This window comes from Nocardiopsis sp. Huas11 (assembly GCF_003634495.1).
Lineage (GTDB): Bacteria > Actinomycetota > Actinomycetes > Streptosporangiales > Streptosporangiaceae > Nocardiopsis.
This window is the reverse complement of record NZ_RBKY01000001.1, coordinates 1,715,969-1,732,823: the sequence shown is the minus strand read 5'-3', so window position 1 is coordinate 1,732,823 and position 16,855 is coordinate 1,715,969. Positions and strand designations below refer to the sequence as shown.

Here is a 16,855-nt window from a genome sequence, read left to right as displayed (position 1 = left end):
CCGGGGACGGGCGGCGAGGGCTACGGTGTCGGGATGCACATGGACCTGGTGACGATCGTGGTGGACGAGTACGACCCCGCGATCGCGTTCTTCGTCGACGCGCTCGGCTTCGAGCTGGTGGAGGACGCCCCGTCGCTGACCAACGACGGCCGTGCGAAGCGGTGGGTCGTCGTCCGGCCGCCGGGCGGAGGCGCCGGACTCCTGTTGGCGCGCGCGGACGGCGAGCGGCAGTCGGCGGTCGTGGGCGACCAGGTCGCGGGACGGGTGGGGTTCTTCCTCCGGGTGGACGACTTCGAGGAGTCGTACGCGCGGATGGAGGCGGCGGGCGTTCGGTTCATGACCGAGCCGCGCGATGAGCCCTACGGCCGGATCGCCGTCTTCCTGGACATCGCGGGCAACCGCTGGGACCTGTTGGGCCCGCTCGGTCCCTAGGAGCCGCGATGAGCCCTCACTCCGGAAGGCGGTGCCTTCGACCCCTATCGAGGCGCCGAGACTGGAGTGTTCTGGGCCGTGCGGATGAGCCATTCTCCCGGCAGGGTCTCGCATCAAGGTCATCGTCAGAATGCCCTCCATCGCATCCCTGCCTCCTTGGCCGTCATCCGGCCCCTGGGCTCGATCGCCGGCCCTGGCGGACCTCTGGCGGGCGTGGAGCACGGCGATCTCTGGTGTGAGGAAGGAAATGCCCTCGACGGTGTAGGTCACGGAGATGTCGGCTAGGGGGCCGCCTTCCGCGAAGACGAAGGCCTGTGCCTCGTAGAGGCGGTCGGCGCCGAACACGAGGTTGCCGCTGAAGTTGATGAAGGTCGTGTCACGGGAGAAGAGGGCGTTCATCGCCTTGGCGTCGTTAGCGTTGAAAGCATCCTCGTAGCGCGCCACGATTTCGGTGACGTCCTTCTCGACGCCTGAGGGTGTGGTCCCCTCGTTGCGGTTCATGGTTCTCATGGGAACTCCCGGGTCGGTTTTCGGGTGGGGGACGGCTTCGGTACCGACTCTGTTGCCTCAACATTGGTTGAGGTCAACTGCCGCAAACGCGGTATTCGGTCGCATGCTGGTTCGTCGCCCGGCGAGGTTCTGGGGCAAGGGCCGGATCGTCGTGGTGATCGACCGCGCCGCGGGGAGAGCGGGCTGCACGTGGGCGCTGTCGATCGCGCTCATCCAGCCTCCTTGCGATCGGGGGGCAGTCCTGACCTTGTGCCCGGCTTGTGCCAGGTGTTCGAAGAGCTTCTCGCTGGCCGGAGGCGACTTGACAGTCCGGCTGTGCGGTCCCGGGTTCGTTGAGTAGGCTCGGCGGAACCGGGTGGAGAAGGTGTCTGAATTGGGCGGTATGTCTGTTTCTCCACAAGTTGCAGAAAAGGGCACATCGGCCAGCTAAACGCGCAGGTCAGGAAGAGTGCTCCCCGCGCACGCGGGGATGGTCTGGTCGAGGTCGACCGCCGAGCCCTGGAAACCTGGTGCTCCCCGCGCACGCGGGGATGGTCTCTCACGCAGCGGCTCGCCGTCGAGGCGCTTCGAGCCCTCCCCGTTCGTGACTCGTCACGGCTTCGGGGCCGGCGCGGCCGTCTCATACCGCGGGCGGCCGTCGGGCCGGTAGACCTGGATCGACACCCCTCTCGGGGTGGACCGCGAGTCGACCAGGTCGAGCGCCGTGTCCGGGCCGCTGTCGGGGAAGAGCCGAGTGCCCTCGCCGAGGACCACCGGGCAGATGAGCAGGACGGCCTCGTCGACGAGCCGGTTCTCGAACAGCCAGCGGACCAGACCTCCGCTGCCGTGCACCTGCAGCTCACCCGGCTGCGTGGCCTTCAGCTCGGCGATGGCGGCCGCGACGTCACCGGAGAGGACGGTCGTGTTCGCCCACCCCGGTTCGGTGAGGGTCGTCGACGCGACGTACTTGGGCCGCGTGTTCAGGGCCGCGGCGATGGGGTTGTCGTCCGGGTTCGGCATCACGCCCCAGTAACCGGCGAAGATCTCGTAGGTCCGGCGTCCGAACAGGAACGCGTCGGCGCGCTGGTAGATCCGGTTGAGGAACGTCGCGGCCTCGTCGTCGAAGTACGGCATGGCCCATCCGCCGCGGTCGAATCCGCCGCTGCGGTCCTCGTCCGCTCCGCCGAGCCCCTGCATGACGCCGTCAACGGTGATCCATGTGGTGGTGGTGAGCTTCATGAGCGTGGTCTCCCCTGTTCCCTGGTTGGGTGTCGCTCGGTCTGACCAGGACACCCGACCGAACTCATCGGCCGCATGCCGATCCGTGCGACCGATTCTTCCGCGCTCGGCGCGAACACGGCCCGCGTCGGTGGTGCTGTACGTGCACGGTCTATGGAGAAACCCGAGGCACACGGCTTGCGTGCTCGACAGTCGCCCGCCGGATGACCAGTACGGGTCTCACCTCGGTGACGACGCCGACGAATCACCGGCCGAATTCTTTGCCACTGACTACGGTCACTGGCGTAACCTGCGCAATCCCCCACGGGCAGCCCGCTCCTCTCCGTGGCCACCCCCTTGATGAGGAGCCCCGTGAACAAAACCTCCTGGATCGTCGCCGCAGCGGCAGCAGCCATGGCCTTGATCGCGGGCTTCGGTGCCGGCTGGTTCGGCAACCAGGCCTACCTGCGCGCCCAGCTCAACAGCGCGTTCGAAGACTTCAATGCAGAAATGGGAGACGCCGCTCCCGATGTTCCCGAGGACATGGAAGCGATGGAGGAGTACGAAGAGGACCCGGACGTCACCGTCTCGGACAACCTCCCCGACCCGGTGGCCATGGGTGAGGCCACCTCTGACGGGATCTGGGACATCACAGTGACGGGCGTGGAGCGTGCCGACCAGGTCAACGGGTCCTACTCCAACGCGGTAGCTTCGGACGGCTGGGAGTTCGTCATCCTCGACGTGGAGCTGGCCAACGCCTCGAACGGTCCGCAGACCCCCGAGATCGACGGCTCCGAGATCATGGACGCCGACGGCAACCGGTATGCGTACCACTCGGATGCCGCGTTCGCTCTTGATGATGACGCGTATCCCGTTCGAGGTGGAACCGGGCATCGAGGTGGCCACGGCGCTGCTGTCGGGCACATGGGATTCCCCGCATGTCGCCGTGTCCGAGGTCGACGAGGGATGACCGGCAGAAACGCACTTCACTGCTAGTTCCTGGCCGTGGTCTCCCTCCGTGTTCTCCCCGCGCACGCGGGGATGGTCGCGACACGGCCGCCCTCGTCGCACCCGTCCGGGGAGGTGCACCGCGCACTTCCCCGAACGGGAACCGTCACAGCTCGGCTTCGCCGTAGGGCACCAGTCGCACCGGGCCCAGCAGCCCGTAGTCCTGCCGGGCCACGTCTTCATAGACATCCGGACGGAAGGCCCGCATGCGGTTGATCAGCGTGGAGGCCACCTCGACCTGGATCGTCTTGGAACCGCTGCGCAGCCAGGGGCCGACGTCGACCACCGTGTCCTGCTGGTCGCAGGGAGGGTGATCGAGATGGAGGTGGTGAACCGGTGCATGGGGTGCTCCTGCGACTCGTTGTTTCTGACAATGGAAAAGCTACGTTGCATTCGACAATCGCGCAAGGGTAGTGTTGCGATTCATCATCTTACTAGCAGTTCAAGTGAATAGTTCCGTTGCGATGACCTAGAAGACAATGCAACGACCAGGGCCATGCTCGTTGCAATGTAGTGGAGTGAGCGCTAGGCTTGCCACAGCACCCACCACCACCCCCGACCACGACGGAGACCGCGATGCCGGGAGGCAGACTCACCCAATCCGAACGGCGGCAGATCGCGATGGGGCTGGCCGACGGCTTGGCCTACGCCGAGATCGCCCGGAGCCTGGAGCGTCCGACCTCGACCATCACCCGCGAGGTCATGCGCAACGGCGGCCCCACCGCCTACCGCGCTGACCTGGCCCAGCGCGCCACCGAGCGCCGCACCCGTCGCCGTACCGTGTCCCGGGGGACACAGGCGCCCGCGCAGGAGCACGGGCGCGACGCGGACGCCGTGCGTGAGTACGAGGAGACCTTCACGACCGTCTTCATGCAGGCGGGCCTGCCCAAGATGATGGCGCGGGTGCTGGTGTGCCTCTACATGACCGACTCCGGCAGCCTCACCTCGGCCGAGCTCGTCCAGCGCCTCCACGTCAGCCCGGCGTCCATCTCCAAGGCGATCTCGTTCCTGGAGGGGCAGGGCCTGGTGCGCCGGGAGCGCGAGAGCGGACGCCGCGAGCGCTATGTCGTCGACGACGACGTCTGGTACCAGTCGATGGTGGCCAGCGCCCGCTCCAACGCCCAGGTCGTCGCGACCGCGCGGCAGGGCGTGGCCATTCTCGGCTCCGGGACCCCGGCCGCCGCCCGCCTGGAGAACATCGCCCGTTTCCTCGACTTCGTCACCGAGAGCCTCACCCGGGCCTCGGAGCAGGCCCGCGACGTCCTGCACTCGGACACCGGTGCCGTGCCGGGCGGGACGGCCGAACCGGACGCGGAACGCGGTTAGGCCGAGGCCGCCCTCCTCGAACGGCCTGACGTCGTCGAGCAGGCCGATCCGGCCCTCCGGCCCTCCGGCATCCGGTCGGCGCCCCGCGGCTCCATGTCCAGGGGGGACGGGTCGCCCCCCGGTGCCGGCCCGTGGCCGGGCTACCGGCGTGCCGACCAGGCCTTCCACAGTTGCGCGTACGGGCCGCTCGCCCGCACCAGCTCCTCGTGCGGCCCCGACTCGACCACGCGGCCGCCCTCCAGCACCACCACCCGGTCCGCTTCGGCGGCCTGGGTGAGTCGATGGGCGACCACCAGTCCCGTGCGCCCCTCCAGAGCGCGGGTGGCGGCCTCCTCCAACTGGCGGGCGCCGGCGCTGCCCGCGTCGGCGGTCGCCTCGTCCAGGACCGCGATCGGACGGTCGGCCAGGACCAGGCGGGCCAGGGCGACCTGCTGGGCCTGGGCCGCGGTGAGCTTGTGCCCTCCGGTGCCGACCACCGTCGCCATGCCCTCCGGCAGGGCCTCGACCCAACCGAGCGCGCCCACGGTCTCCAGGGCGGCGCACAGCTCCTCGTCGGTGGCCTCCGGGCGGGCCAGGCGCAGGTCGTCGGCCAGGGGCCCGGCGAACACGTGCACCTCCTGGCTGATGAGCGTCACCGCCCGGCGGGCCGCGATCGGGCCCGTGGCGGCGAGGTCGAGCCCGCCCACGCGCAGCGAACCCTCGGCCGCGGGGTGGATTCCCGCGACGAGCTTGGCCAGGGTGGACTTGCCCGCGCCGCTCGCTCCCACCAGGGCGACCCGTTCGCCCGGCGCGACCTCCAGGTCGACGTCCGACAGCACCGGCAGACCGGGGCGGTAGGAGTGCCCCACACCGCTCAGGGACAGCGAACCGTCCGGCTCGGGATGGCCGTCGGACTCCTCCTCGGCGGGCAGGTCGCATACGCCGATCATGCGGGCCAGCGCCGCACGGGCCTTCTGGGCCTCGTCGGCGAGCCCGATCGCCGTGTTGATCGGGGCGAACAGGTTGTGGAAGTACAGCGCCGCCGCCGTGGCGGTGCCGATGGTCGCCATGTCCTGGCCCACGAGCCAGTACCCGGCGATCAGCACCCCCGCCAGCCCGATGAACTCACCCAGGTTGAGCAGCGAGAACAGGCGCGTGGCGAGCCGCATCCCGGCCACGGCCAGGTCGGCGGCCCGCTGGGAGGCGCTCCCCACCCGCCGCGTGTGCTCGTCGGCCAGGCCGAAGGCGCGCACGGTCCGGGCGCCGCTGATCGTGTCGAGCAGCCGGTGCTGGCGCTCGCCGACCGCCTTGCGGTGCTCGTCGTAGACCGGTCCCGCCAGCTTCAGGTACCGGTTCAGTGAGTACATCTGCACCGGAACGGCCAGCAGCACGGCCACCAGGAACCGCCAGTCCAGCAGGGCCAGGGCGCCCAGGGTGAGCACGATCGTGAACAGCGCCTGGGCCAGCCGCGGGAAGGCGTCGCGCACCGCGCGCGTCACCACCGTCACGTCGCCCGTCACGCGCGAGGTCAGGTCGCCCGACCCTGCCAGTTCCACCTGGTCGAGCGGCAGCCGCAGCGCCCGCGCGACGAACCGCTCGCGCAGGTCCGCCACCACGCCTTCGCCGAGCCGGGCCACTCCGGCCACGCCCAGGGCGTTGCCCAGACCGCTCAGGGCGGCGATGACCAGCAGCAGCGCGATGGGCACGATCAGGGAGGAGGGCTCGCGGCCCTGCGCGACGAGGTCGACGATGTGGCCGAGCACCGGCGCGGTCCCCAGACCGACGGCGGTCGCGCCCACCAGTGTCACCACGGCCCAGGCGGCGGTGCCCTTGCGGGCCATGACGAGATCGACGACGGCCCGCCGGACGCGGGGGGCCTCGGCGGTGGGCAGGAGCGTCATGCGAACACCGTCTCGCGGTAGGTCTTCAACGTGCGGGCCAGGTCCTCGTGGCTGCCCTGGGCGGCCACGGTCCCCCCGTCCAGGAACAGGACCGTGTCGGCGGTGTCCAGCAGGGCGGGGCTGGTGGTGACCAGTACCGTCGTGCGGCCCCGGCGCAGCGCGGCCAGGCGCTGCGCCACGCGTGCCTCGGTGACGGTGTCGACGGCGGTGGTGGGGTCGTGCAGAACCAGGACGGGCGGGTCGGCCGCCAGGGCCCGGGCCAGGGCCACGCGCTGGCGCTGGCCGCCCGAGAGCGAGCGTCCGCGCTCGGCCAGCCGGGTCCGGCGACCGTCCGGGAGGGCCTCGGCGACCTCGTCGGCGGTCGCCGCGTCCAGGGCGCGGTCGATCGGCCCCCGGGCGGCGGCGGCCACGTTGTCGGCCAGGGAGGTCTCGAACAGGGCGGCGTCGTGCTCGGCCACCAGCACGGCCCGGCGCAGGTCCTCCAGGGCGAGCTTGGCCACGTCCACCCCGTCCACCTCGACCGATCCCTCCTCGGGGTCGGCGTCCCGGGCCAGGCAGGCGAGCAGGTCGGCGGCGGCCCTCGGATCCGGGGCGACCACGCCGACCAGGCTCCCGGACTCGACACGGGCGTCCACTCCGTGCAGGGACCCGTACCGGACCCCGTCCAGGCGCAGTTCCCCGGCGGGTTCCGGCGGCAGCGACGCGCTGCCGTCGGGGACCGACCAGGGGGACTCCAGGACCTCGGCGATGCGCTGCGAGGAGGCGCGCGCCTGGGCGAACACGCCGTTGACGAAGGCGAGCACCCGGAAGGGCCCGTGCAGGAACTGCGCCAGGCCCACGGCGGCGACCAGGCCGCCGATGCTGACCTCGCCGCGCATGGCCAGCACGGCCCCGGCCAGGGCGACGGCCGCGATGAACCCGCCGGTCAGGGCGAGTACGGCGCCGTCGTGCCCGGCCTGGGCACGGGAGGCGCGCAGCGCGGAGAAGAGGGAGGCGCGGCTGGTGGTGCGGTAGCGCTCGGAGGCGGCGGTCTCCGCGCCCAGCCCCTTGAGGACCCGCAGTCCGGCGACGAGGTCGGCGGCGGTGCCGGAGGCCTGGGCCGCGCGTTCCTGCTCGCCCTCGCTGCGCCGGGCCAGCGGCCGGCTCACCAGGTGGGCGAGGTAGAGCAGTGGGGGAGTCCCAAGCAGCACCAGCAGCCCCAGCGGAACCGAGATCCGGAGCAGGGCGGCGGCGCTGACCGCCAGGCCGGCGATCGAGGCGACACCGAGTGCCAGCAGGCCCACGGCCATGCCGACCCGCTCGGCGTCCCCGGAGGCGATGTTGGTCAGCGCGCCGGGCAGCCGGCCGTGCTCGGCTCCGCCCCGCGGGTCCAGGACTCGACGTGTCAACCGGAGCCGGAGTTCGTGGGCGGCCTGCTCGGAGCCGCGCTCGGCGATGCGGGCCGCGAACCGGTAGCTGAAGGACAGGACGACGAACGCGCCGCCGAGCACCGCCAGCCACAGGGCCAGGGCTCGTGGGGAGCCGGTGGCCACGGCCAGGTCGATCACCACGCCGATGATGACGGGGACCAGGGCCTCGCCCGCCTGGTGCCCCGAACCGAGCACCGACGCCGCGGCCACCCGGCCCCGCTGGCCCGCGACGGCCCCGCGCAGCACGGCACCGCCGGACCGTCGGCCCTTCGTGGCGCCGCGCGTCCCTTCGGCACTATCAGCACCTTGCGTCGTGCCTGTCCCTTCGGGCACGCTCGCGTCTGAGGACGCGCGGGTCCCTTCCGGCACGGTCGCGCTTAGGGACACGTCGGTCCCTTCGGGCACGTTCGCGTCTGGGGATGCGCTGGTCCCTTCGGGCGCGCGGCTCTCTTCCGGCACGGTCGCGCTTAGGGACACGTCGGTCCCTTCGGGCACGTTCGCGTCTGGGGACGCGCCGGTCCCATCGGCCTCGCGTGCCCCCTCAGCCCCGTGCGTGCCGTCGCCCTCGGGTGTGTTCCCGCCGGTCGAACCGGTGTCGTCTCCGGCCGCGCTCACGTGGTGGACCGGGGGTGCGGCGTGAGGTACCCGCCCATGCTGCGGAAGTACTCGCGGGCGGCGAACTCGGCCCCGTCGTCGGTGCGCACGCGCTCGACGACCACGCCGTGCGCGCGCCCGGTGCGGGCGTCGGGTCCGGCGACGATCACCACGCCGTCGCCCTCGGGGTAGAAGATCCGGCCGGGGGTGCCGCCGTAGCGCCCCTGCGAGACCGACGCGCGGGTGATCCGCAGCCGGCGCTCGCCATGGAAGGCGAAGGCGTTGGGGTAGGGGTCGGACTGCGCGCGCACCAGGCGGTCGATGTCCGCCGCGGGCAGGGACCAGTCGATCCGGCTGTCCTCCTCCGCGCGCTTGTGGAAGAAGCTGGCCTTGGAGCGGTCCTGCGGGATCCAGTCCGTGCTCCCGGCGGCGATCCGCTCCAGGGAGGTGTGCACCACCGGCGTGATGAGGTCGACGGTGGCGTGGAACAGGTCCGTGGCGGTGTCGCGCGGGCCGACCTTGACGGCCTGCTGGTACACGATCGGGCCGGCGTCGAGCTCGGCGTCCATCTTGTGCGCCGTCACCCCGACCTCCTCCTCGTCGTTGAGCAGGGCCCAGATGATCGGCGAGAAGCCCGCGTAGGCGGGCAGCAGCGAGTCGTGCACGTTGAGCGTGCCGTGGCGCGGCCGGGCGAAGATCTCCGGGGGCAGCCAGGTGCGCCAGTTGTTGGCCACGATCAGGTCCGGGGCGACCTCGTCCAGCCGTGCGACCAGCGCCTCGTCGGGCCGGTTGCGCTCGATGACCTCGATGCCGTTCTCCGCCGCCAGGTCGGCGACCGAATCGGACCAGATCCGCTCGTAGGCGTGCTCCGACGGCGGGTGCGTGACGGCGAGGACAACCTCGTGGCCGGACTCCAACAGAGCCCGCAGTGTCCGGTGCCCCCAGGTCTGGTAACCGAACATCGCGATGCGCATGGAGGTCCTCCTCGTGTTGGGGTGGCGGCGCCCCAGTAAAGCAAGGCTTGCCTAAGGAGGCAAGCCTGGAAAGTCCGAAAGCAGGGGGATCCCTGGACAAGAACTTAGGTTAGGGTTACCTTCGTTCACGGGTCGGAGTGTGCGGCCCTGTGCGCGTCACGTGACCACCGCGAGCGAACCAGACGGGACCTCCACCGAGATGGGAATTGGTATGTCACAAGGACTTCCGGCCGACGAGCCACCGATCCACGACCTCATCGGCGTCGGCTTCGGACCGTCCAACCTCGCACTCGCGATCGCCGTCGCGGAGCACAACGCCGCGTCGCCCGACCAGGCCGTCACCGCGCACTTCCTGGAGCGCCAGCCGCATTTCGGCTGGCACCGGGGCATGCTGATCGACGACGCCACGATGCAGGTCTCCTTCCTCAAGGACCTGGTCACTCTACGCAATCCGGCCAGCCGCTTCACCTTCCTCTCCTACCTCAAGGAGCGCGGCCGGCTCGTCGACTTCATCAACGCCAAGAGCCTGTTCCCGCTGCGTGTGGAGTTCCACGACTACTTCGAGTGGTGCGCGGCCCGGCTCGAAGGCGACGTCTCCTACGGCCACGAGGTCGTCGAGGTGCGCCCGGTGGAGACCGACGGCCAGATCCGCCACTACGACGTGCTCTCCCGCGGCGCGGACGGCACCCCCGCCGTGCACCGGGCCCGCAACCTGGTCCTGGCCACCGGGCTGCGCCCCCGCCTGCCCGAGGGCATGGCGACCGGCGAGCGCATCTGGCACAACAGCCAGCTCCTGCACCGCGTCGGCTCCATCGACACGGCCGAGGCCCGCCGTTTCGTCGTCGTCGGCGCCGGGCAGAGCGCCGCCGAGGTCACCGCCTACCTGCACGAGCGCTTCCGCTCGGCCGAGGTGTGCGCGGTGTTCTCGCGCTTCGGCATCAGCCCCTCCGACGACAGCCCACTCGCCAACCGGGTCTTCGACCCCTCCGCGGTGGACGACTACTTCGGTGCGCCCGAGGACGTCAAGCGCATGATCATGGGCTACCACGCCAACACGAACTACTCGGTCGCCGACCTCGACCTCATCGAGGACCTGTACCGGCGCACCTACCAGGAGAAGGTCCTGGGCGTGGAGCGGCTGCGCTGGTTCAACACCTCGCGTGCGGTGGAGGCCGACGACACCGGCTCCGGCGTGCGCGTGGTGGTGGAGTCGATGACCACCGGCAAGCGCACCGACCTGGACGCCGACGTCCTCGTCTACGCCACCGGCTACCGCCCGAGCGACCCCCTCGCCCTCCTGGGCACGGGCGCCGAGCGCTTCCACACCGACGACCAGGGCCGGCCCATGGTCGAGCGCGACTTCCGGGTCACCTCCGACGCCGCCGTCCGGGCGGGCGTCTACCTCCAGGGCGGAGCCACCGAGCACACGCACGGGATCACCTCGTCGCTGCTGTCCAACAACGCGGTGCGCTCGGGCGAGATCCTCGACTCGATCCTCCAGCGCCGCCCCGAGGACGTCCCCCGATCGGCCGTGGCCGAGCCCGCCGCCGTCTGATTCGGGACCGGCCAGCGCGGCGGTCGCACGGACCGCCCGGTGAGTAGGATCCGGGGGTGGGCGGCCACCCCCGGACCCCCACCGTCCCCCATGGAGCGCACAGACCATGAGCACTGCCCTGGAACCGCTGCACTCCTCCGATCCGGCCGAGCTCGGCGGCTACCGCCTGCTGGGCCGGCTGGGAGAGGGCGGACAGGGGACCGTCTACCTGGCCGAGGGCGGGTCAGGGGCGCGGGTCGCGATCAAGGCGCTGAACCAGGAGGCGATGGCCGACCCCGGCATGCGCAAGCGGTTCGTGCGCGAGGCCGAGGCGGCGCGCCAGGTCGCGTCGTTCTGCACGGCGGCGGTACTCGCGGCGGACGTGGACGCCCACCCGCCCTTCATCGTCAGTGAGTACGTCGCCGGGCCCACGCTGCACCAGCGCATCCGCGGCGGCGGGCCGATGACGGGCGGCGACCTGTCCAGGCTGGCCGTGGCGACGGTGACGGCGCTGGCGGCCGTCCACGAGGCGGGGATCGTGCACCGGGACCTCAAACCGGGCAACGTGATCCTGGGTGAGGGCGGGGCCCGGGTGATCGACTTCGGCATCGCCCAGGTCTCCGGTGGCGCGGGGACGGTGACCACGTCGGTGATCGGTACGCCCGCGTTCATGGCACCGGAACAGATCGCGGAGGGTCGGGCGACGGCGCTCTCGGACGTGTTCGCCTGGGGCGCGCTGGTGGCGTTCGCCGCGACGGGGGCCTCGCCGTTCGACGGGCCGACGGTGCCCAACGTGCTGCACCGGGTGATCAACGACGATCCCGATCTGAGCCGGGTGCCCGAACCACTGCGGCCACTGGTGGCGGCGGCCCTGTCCAAAGACCCGGCGGCCCGGCCGTCGTCCAAGGACGTGCTGGTGTCCCTGCTCGGTCGGGGAAGCGTTCCCGACGACGGGGGAGCCGCGCCTCTCGCGGCGCCGAGCGTACCGGTGACCCGTGTGGAGCCCGCCGTCCGACCGCGCGCGGTCCCGCGGGCGACCGACCACCGGATCCCCGCGGCCTGGCGCAAGGTCCGGGCCGACGAGCCGGGGAGAACGGTCCTCGGTGAGCGGTACCAGCCGCCTCAGGGGTGGGCGGTGTTCCTCGTCGGGTTGATTGTCGTGATGCTGTTGATCGGCTTCGTCGTCGCCTACACGCCCACGTACTGACCGAGGCCGGTCCCGCCGGGGCGCCGGACCGGACCGAAGGGGGTCCGGGGCTCGGCCAGGTGCGGTCCTCCCGGTCCCGCCGGGGCGCCGGGGCGTCAGCCCTCGGAGTGGCCCAGCTTGCGGTCGGGGGCGATGCGGTCGCGCACCAGCCGCTTGAGCTCCGCCGCGTCGGTGAACGCGGCGTCGCTCTTGCGCGACCACACGCTCTCGCCGTCGAGCCGGACCTCGAACACACCGCCCGTGGCCGGGACGAGGGCGACCTCGCCCAGCTCCTTCTCGAACGTCGTCAGCAGTTCCTGCGCCATCCACGTGGCCCGGGGGAGCCATCGGCACTGCGTGCAGTACTCGATCTCCAACCGCGGCCGCCTGTGCTCCAAGGTCATGGCCCCAGCATGGCACGGGCCCATGAAACGGCGGCCTCGCGGGGGAGTGCGCCGCGAGGCCGCCGTCACCTCGGGGAGTGGAACCGAGGTCTTCTCCGGGAGGAGTCCGAGGGGTCAGAGACTGATGCCGAACGCCCATCCGGCGAAGGCGTACATGGTGAACATGACCATGAAGACCGCGATGACGTTGAGCCAGATCCCGCCGCGCAGCATCTGTCCGATGCTGACCTCGCCGGAACCGAACACCACCGCGTTGGGCGGCGTCGCGACCGGCAGCATGAAGGCCATCGACGCGGCCAGCACGGCCGGCACGACCAGGGTCATCACCGGCAGGTCCATGCCGAGCGCGATCCCCGCGACGACCGGGAGGAACGTGGCGGTGGTCGCGGTGTTGCTGGTGAGCTCGGTGAGCAGCAGGACCATGGCCGCGATGACGAACACGACCACCCACGTGGGAACGCCGTCCAGGACGCCGACCTGCACGCCGATCCACTCGCTCAGACCGGTGTCGCCGAACTGCTTCGACAGCGCGATGCCGCCGCCGAACAGGAGCAGGATCCCCCACGGGAGGCGGACCGCGGTCTCCCAGTCGAGCAGGCGCTCACCGTTGCCGACCGGGATGAGGAACAGGGCGACGGCGACGGCGATCGCGATGACCGAGTCCGAGACGCTGCTCAGGAACGGCACGGCGCCGGCCACGGTCTCGTTCCTGGCCAGCAGCGGGATGACGATCCACGAGCACGCGGCCAGGGCGAACACCGCGGCGACCAGCTTCTCGCCGCGGGTCACCGGGCCCATCTCCTTGAGCTCCTCGCGGATGAGGCCCTGGGCCCCGTCCAGCTTCTTCGTCTCGGGCGGGAAGACGAAGCGGGTGAGGACGACCCAGGCGACCGCGAGGAAGACCACGGCGAGGGGGACGCCGACCATCATCCACTGGCCGAAGCCGATGGTGATGTCGTAGTTCTCGGCGAGGAAGCCGACCATGAGCGCGTTGGGCGGAGTGCCGATGAGGGTGGCGACCGACCCGATGGAGGCCGAGTAGGCGATGCCCAGCATCAGCGCGGTCGCGAAGTTCGCGTCCTTCTTGCCGCCGCGCAGCTGGGTGACCAGGGCGACGACGGAGACTCCGACGGGGAGCATCATGATCGCGGCGGCGGTGTTGCTCACCCACATGGTGATGAAGCCGGTCGCGAGCATGAACCCGCCGATCAGCCGGACGGGGCTGGACCCGACGGCCGCGACGATGCCCAGGGCCATGCGCTTGTGCAGGTTCCACTTCTGCATGGCCAGGGCGAGCATGAACCCGCCCATGAACAGGAAGATGACGTCGGCGCCGTAGGAGGGCGCCACGTCGGCGATGCCGACCTCGGGCAGCAGGATGGGGAACAGCACCATCGGCAGCAGCGCGGTGACCGGGATGGGGATGGCCTCGCTCGCCCACCAGGTGGCCATGAGCACCGCGACACCGGCGGTGATCCTCCCACCGGTTCCCAGTGAGTCCGGCAGGACGGCGAAGAGCAGCAGTCCGAGGACGGGGCCCAGGACCAGGCCGATGATCTTGGCGCGGCTGGGTTCGGGCCGGGCCGCCTTCTCCGTGGTGAGAGCGGGCAGGCCCGCTCTGCCGCGGGCTTCCGAGGTCGCCATGGCGGTCTCCTCCTTCGAGGGGGACGGGGAGAACGGGCGGGACGGCGCCCGTCACCCGACGGGAAACCAGCGGCGACGACGCTGTTGCCTCGGGGTTTCCCAGATGTTTCTCCGTGGTGTGAGTGATGGTGGTCACTGTGGTCCGGGGCACGCAATTTCGCGGGGAAGAGTTGGGATTCCCTTGACATTGCCGCACCGTGGGTGATTCTCGACGTGCCGTGGGTGATCGGCGCGGGTGGGAGGCGTGCCCGCCGCCACCACTGACGCGAACCCTCGCGAGGGACCGCGCGCGGGTGGCATGATCGGGCCGACGTTCGATGATCGACGGCGGCGCGGAGAGGGCGATATGAGCGAGATTCCCGCCGGGGGAGACCTCGGCCGCAGTCTGACCGGTGAGGCCGGCGAGTTCGGTGAGTTCGGCGAGTCCGAGGAGGACGAAACCATGCGCCTGCGGGCCAACGTCCGGATGGCGTTCGTGCTGTGCGTGTTCGTGCTCTCGGGCAGCGCCTTGGCCTTCGTGCTCGTGGCCTGAGACGGTCGACGGGTCAGGACGGCGGGTGCGCCCCTGAGACGGGACCGCGCCCGCCGTCGACGGTCGGGCGGCCCACGCTCGATCAGCGCGCGCCCGTCCGGGACGCGGCGGACGACTGATGGCCGTGCGTGCTCACGCGGCATCGTTCAGTGGTTCCGCTGAGGAGCGAAGCGCACTTCTCCGGCCGCTCGCGTACGCGCCGATGGAGCGCGCGTTCATCACTCACGGTGAGGATCGGGGGCATCGGGTGACGGTGTGACTCGGTCAGGTGACGGAAGCATCATGATCACGTCACCTCGGACGTCACCTGTCATCCCGCCATGGGTGTCGGATGTCCTTTTCATGTGCCCTGTGCGTCCGATGGTCGCTCAGTGTGCCCGTGTCCGTGTCCGTGTCTGTTCAGGTCGGGCGGCGCTCGCCCGCCGACCCGCTCTCGCGAAAGGTCCTCCATGAGTCTGGCGGTACACCTGGGCCGTGTCGGCGAACGTCTCAAGCCCTCGGCCGCGCGCGAGCGCGCCGAGGAGCGCCGCCGCCAGGCCGAGGCCCAGGCGGAGGAGGAGCGGCGGCGGGCCAGGATCGCGGCACGGCGCGCGGAGCTGCTGGACGCCGACCCTGCCCTGCGTGCCTTCCGCGCCGACGGCTCGGCGGAGGAGGAGCTGATCGGGCGCGTGGTGGACGACTTCACCACCGCCGACGCCCGCGCCCACCACCTGCGCCTGGTCACCGATGTCCTGGAGGCCGCCGGGATCGACTACTTCCTCGTCCCAGGCCACGAACCGCTGCGGCACGTGGTGGGCGTCCACCGCCAGGACAGGAAGCGCCTGCTCAGCGTCCTACGCGATGCCCACCGCCGCAGCGCCGTGTACGCGGTCAAGCCGGGCCCGGACGGCGCGGAGGCCGTCCGCTCGGCCTACGTGGACGGGGCCCTGGACGCACGGATCAAGTCCGGCTCGGTCATCCGTTTCACCGAGTACCTGCTCGCCCCGGACGGGCGCTGCCTGACGGGGGCCGAGTACGGCTGCGACGTCGAGTTCTGGCGCGACGGTGAGGCCGTGCTGGCCGGATCCGGGGCCGACAAGGTGCGTCGGCGGGTGCGGGTGCGCCTTCCCGACGACGCCATGGCCGACTCCCTGGTGGCGCCGCGCCCCAACCGGGTCGCCGACGTGCTGCCCCACGAGTACCGCAAGCACGCCACCGTGACCGTGGGGGACCGGGTCCACCCGACCTACGAGCCCTTCTCCCACCGCCGGGCCGACGAGGTCGACTTCCCGATCGACGCCGTCTACACGTGGGTCGACGGCGCCGACCCCGAGCACGCCGCCAAGCGCGCCCGGTACCGCGAGGGCCGCTCCGGGCTGGCCTCGCACGCGGCCGGCGCCTCCCGCTACACCGACCACGAGGAGCTGCGGTACTCCCTGCGCTCCCTGCGCATGTACGCGCCCTTCGTCCGCCGGATCTTCGTCGTCACCGACCGCCAGGTGCCGCACTGGCTGGACCCGGACGCGGAGGGGGTGACGCTGGTCGACCACCGCGACATCTTCGCCGACCCCGACGCCCTTCCCGTCTTCAGCTCCCGTGCCATCGAATCGCAGCTGCACCGCATCGAGGGCCTGTCGGAGCACTTCGTCTACCTCAACGACGACATCTTCGTCACCGCGCCGGTCGGCCCGGAGCACTTCTTCTACTCCAACGGCATCGCGCGGCTGGCGTTCTCGCCGCACCAGATCGGTGTGGGCGAGCCGGTTCTGGAGGAGGCCGCCCCCAACTGGGCGGGCAAGAACGCCCGTGCCCTGCTCCAGGAGTCGTTCGGCGCCTACATCACCAACAAGACCAGGCACGTGCCGACCGCCCAGATCCGGTCCGTGCACCTGGAGCTGGCGCAGCGCTACCGGGAGGACGTGGAGCGCACGGCGCGGTCGCGTTTTCGCGACCCGGCCGACGTCGCGCTGACCACGACGCTCTACCACAACTACGCGCTGCTCACCGGGCGCGGCGTGCCCACGGAGTTCCGGGGGCGATACGTCGACATCGGCGCCGAGGGCGCCCCGGACCGGCTCGCCGCCCTGACGGCGCCGGACGAGGCCGCGCGCTTCGACTTCCTGTGCCTGAACGACGTCGACACCTCACCGGAACGCCAAGAGGAGGTCGGCCGGATGATGCGCGCGTTCCTGGAGTCGCGCTTCCCGTTCCCCGCACCCTGGGAGCGGGACGGGCCGCCGGCCTGA

The 16,855-nt window shown here is 71.2% G+C and carries 15 protein-coding genes and 1 pseudogene; 7 read left to right on the top strand and 9 right to left on the bottom strand.

The genetic code is table 11. From position 1 onward, the window contains the following. Positions 1-33 precede the first annotated feature (33 nt). Positions 34-432, top strand: a complete 399-nt coding sequence (locus DFP74_RS07715) for a VOC family protein (RefSeq protein WP_121188108.1) — start codon at positions 34-36, stop codon at positions 430-432. A 177-nt stretch (positions 433-609) separates the two neighbouring features. On the opposite strand, the pseudogene DFP74_RS35130 reads toward DFP74_RS07715, so the two are convergent. The 3 genes and pseudogenes from DFP74_RS35130 to DFP74_RS07700 form a co-directional block, all read right to left on the bottom strand. Next, positions 610-933 (bottom strand): annotated as a pseudogene (locus DFP74_RS35130) (SgcJ/EcaC family oxidoreductase); the annotation flags it as partial. A gap of 66 nt (positions 934-999) precedes the next feature. Continuing rightward, positions 1,000-1,155 (bottom strand): hypothetical protein, encoded by a 156-nt coding sequence (locus DFP74_RS33470; protein WP_158612976.1) that lies wholly within the window; start codon positions 1,153-1,155, stop codon positions 1,000-1,002. Positions 1,156-1,533: 378 nt separating this feature from the next. Then, positions 1,534-2,160 carry a dihydrofolate reductase family protein gene (locus DFP74_RS07700; RefSeq protein WP_121181064.1) on the bottom strand — a complete coding sequence of 209 codons (627 nt, stop codon included), beginning with the start codon at positions 2,158-2,160 and terminating at the stop codon, positions 1,534-1,536. A gap of 351 nt (positions 2,161-2,511) precedes the next feature. Between DFP74_RS07700 and DFP74_RS07695 the strand changes: the two genes are divergently transcribed. Further along, positions 2,512-3,135, top strand: a complete 624-nt coding sequence (locus tag DFP74_RS07695) for a hypothetical protein (RefSeq protein WP_158612975.1) — start codon at positions 2,512-2,514, stop codon at positions 3,133-3,135. A 118-nt stretch (positions 3,136-3,253) separates the two neighbouring features. Here the strand turns inward: DFP74_RS07695 and DFP74_RS07690 are convergent, their stop codons facing one another. Then, entirely contained in the window at positions 3,254-3,433 is a 180-nt protein-coding gene (locus DFP74_RS07690; protein ID WP_199725538.1) for a hypothetical protein, read from the bottom strand. Positions 3,434-3,723: 290 nt separating this feature from the next. Here DFP74_RS07690 and DFP74_RS07685 point away from each other — a divergent pair, with 290 nt between their 5' ends. Beyond that, a complete protein-coding gene (locus tag DFP74_RS07685; RefSeq protein WP_121181062.1) occupies positions 3,724-4,473 on the top strand; it encodes a GbsR/MarR family transcriptional regulator in 750 nt (249 codons plus the stop codon). A gap of 140 nt (positions 4,474-4,613) precedes the next feature. Here the strand turns inward: DFP74_RS07685 and DFP74_RS07680 are convergent, their stop codons facing one another. From DFP74_RS07680 to DFP74_RS07670, 3 genes are all read right to left on the bottom strand, one after another. Further along, positions 4,614-6,353: an ABC transporter ATP-binding protein gene (locus tag DFP74_RS07680; protein ID WP_121181061.1), complete on the bottom strand. Its 1,740-nt coding sequence runs from the start codon at positions 6,351-6,353 to the stop codon at positions 4,614-4,616. Next, positions 6,350-8,008, bottom strand: a complete 1,659-nt coding sequence (locus DFP74_RS07675; RefSeq protein WP_199725536.1) for an ABC transporter ATP-binding protein — start codon at positions 8,006-8,008, stop codon at positions 6,350-6,352. The genes DFP74_RS07680 and DFP74_RS07675 overlap by 4 nt, the downstream gene beginning before the upstream one ends. A 365-nt stretch (positions 8,009-8,373) precedes the next feature. Then, a complete protein-coding gene (locus DFP74_RS07670; protein WP_121181060.1) occupies positions 8,374-9,330 on the bottom strand; it encodes a methionyl-tRNA formyltransferase in 957 nt (318 codons plus the stop codon). 211 nt (positions 9,331-9,541) lie between these two features. Between DFP74_RS07670 and DFP74_RS07665 the strand changes: the two genes are divergently transcribed. Continuing rightward, a complete protein-coding gene (locus DFP74_RS07665) occupies positions 9,542-10,885 on the top strand; it encodes a lysine N(6)-hydroxylase/L-ornithine N(5)-oxygenase family protein (protein ID WP_121181059.1) in 1,344 nt (447 codons plus the stop codon). A 106-nt stretch (positions 10,886-10,991) separates the two neighbouring features. Beyond that, on the top strand, positions 10,992-12,071 hold the full coding sequence (locus DFP74_RS07660; RefSeq protein ID WP_121181058.1) for a serine/threonine-protein kinase: 1,080 nt from the start codon (positions 10,992-10,994) through the stop codon (positions 12,069-12,071). A 95-nt stretch (positions 12,072-12,166) separates the two neighbouring features. Here the strand turns inward: DFP74_RS07660 and DFP74_RS07655 are convergent, their stop codons facing one another. Both DFP74_RS07655 and DFP74_RS07650 read right to left on the bottom strand, forming a co-directional pair. Continuing rightward, entirely contained in the window at positions 12,167-12,454 is a 288-nt protein-coding gene (locus tag DFP74_RS07655) for a SelT/SelW/SelH family protein (RefSeq protein ID WP_199725534.1), read from the bottom strand. Between the two features lie 114 nt (positions 12,455-12,568). After that, the gene (locus DFP74_RS07650) at positions 12,569-14,098 is read right to left on the bottom strand and encodes a DASS family sodium-coupled anion symporter (protein ID WP_121181056.1); all 1,530 of its coding nucleotides are present in this window, start codon (positions 14,096-14,098) and stop codon (positions 12,569-12,571) included. 346 nt (positions 14,099-14,444) lie between these two features. On the opposite strand from DFP74_RS07650, the gene DFP74_RS07645 reads away from it, so the two are divergent. Together DFP74_RS07645 and DFP74_RS07640 are read left to right on the top strand one after the other, a co-directional pair. Beyond that, the gene (locus DFP74_RS07645) at positions 14,445-14,630 is read left to right on the top strand and encodes a hypothetical protein (RefSeq protein ID WP_121181055.1); all 186 of its coding nucleotides are present in this window, start codon (positions 14,445-14,447) and stop codon (positions 14,628-14,630) included. Between the two features lie 449 nt (positions 14,631-15,079). Then, positions 15,080-16,855 carry a stealth family protein gene (locus DFP74_RS07640; protein ID WP_121181054.1) on the top strand — a complete coding sequence of 592 codons (1,776 nt, stop codon included), beginning with the start codon at positions 15,080-15,082 and terminating at the stop codon, positions 16,853-16,855.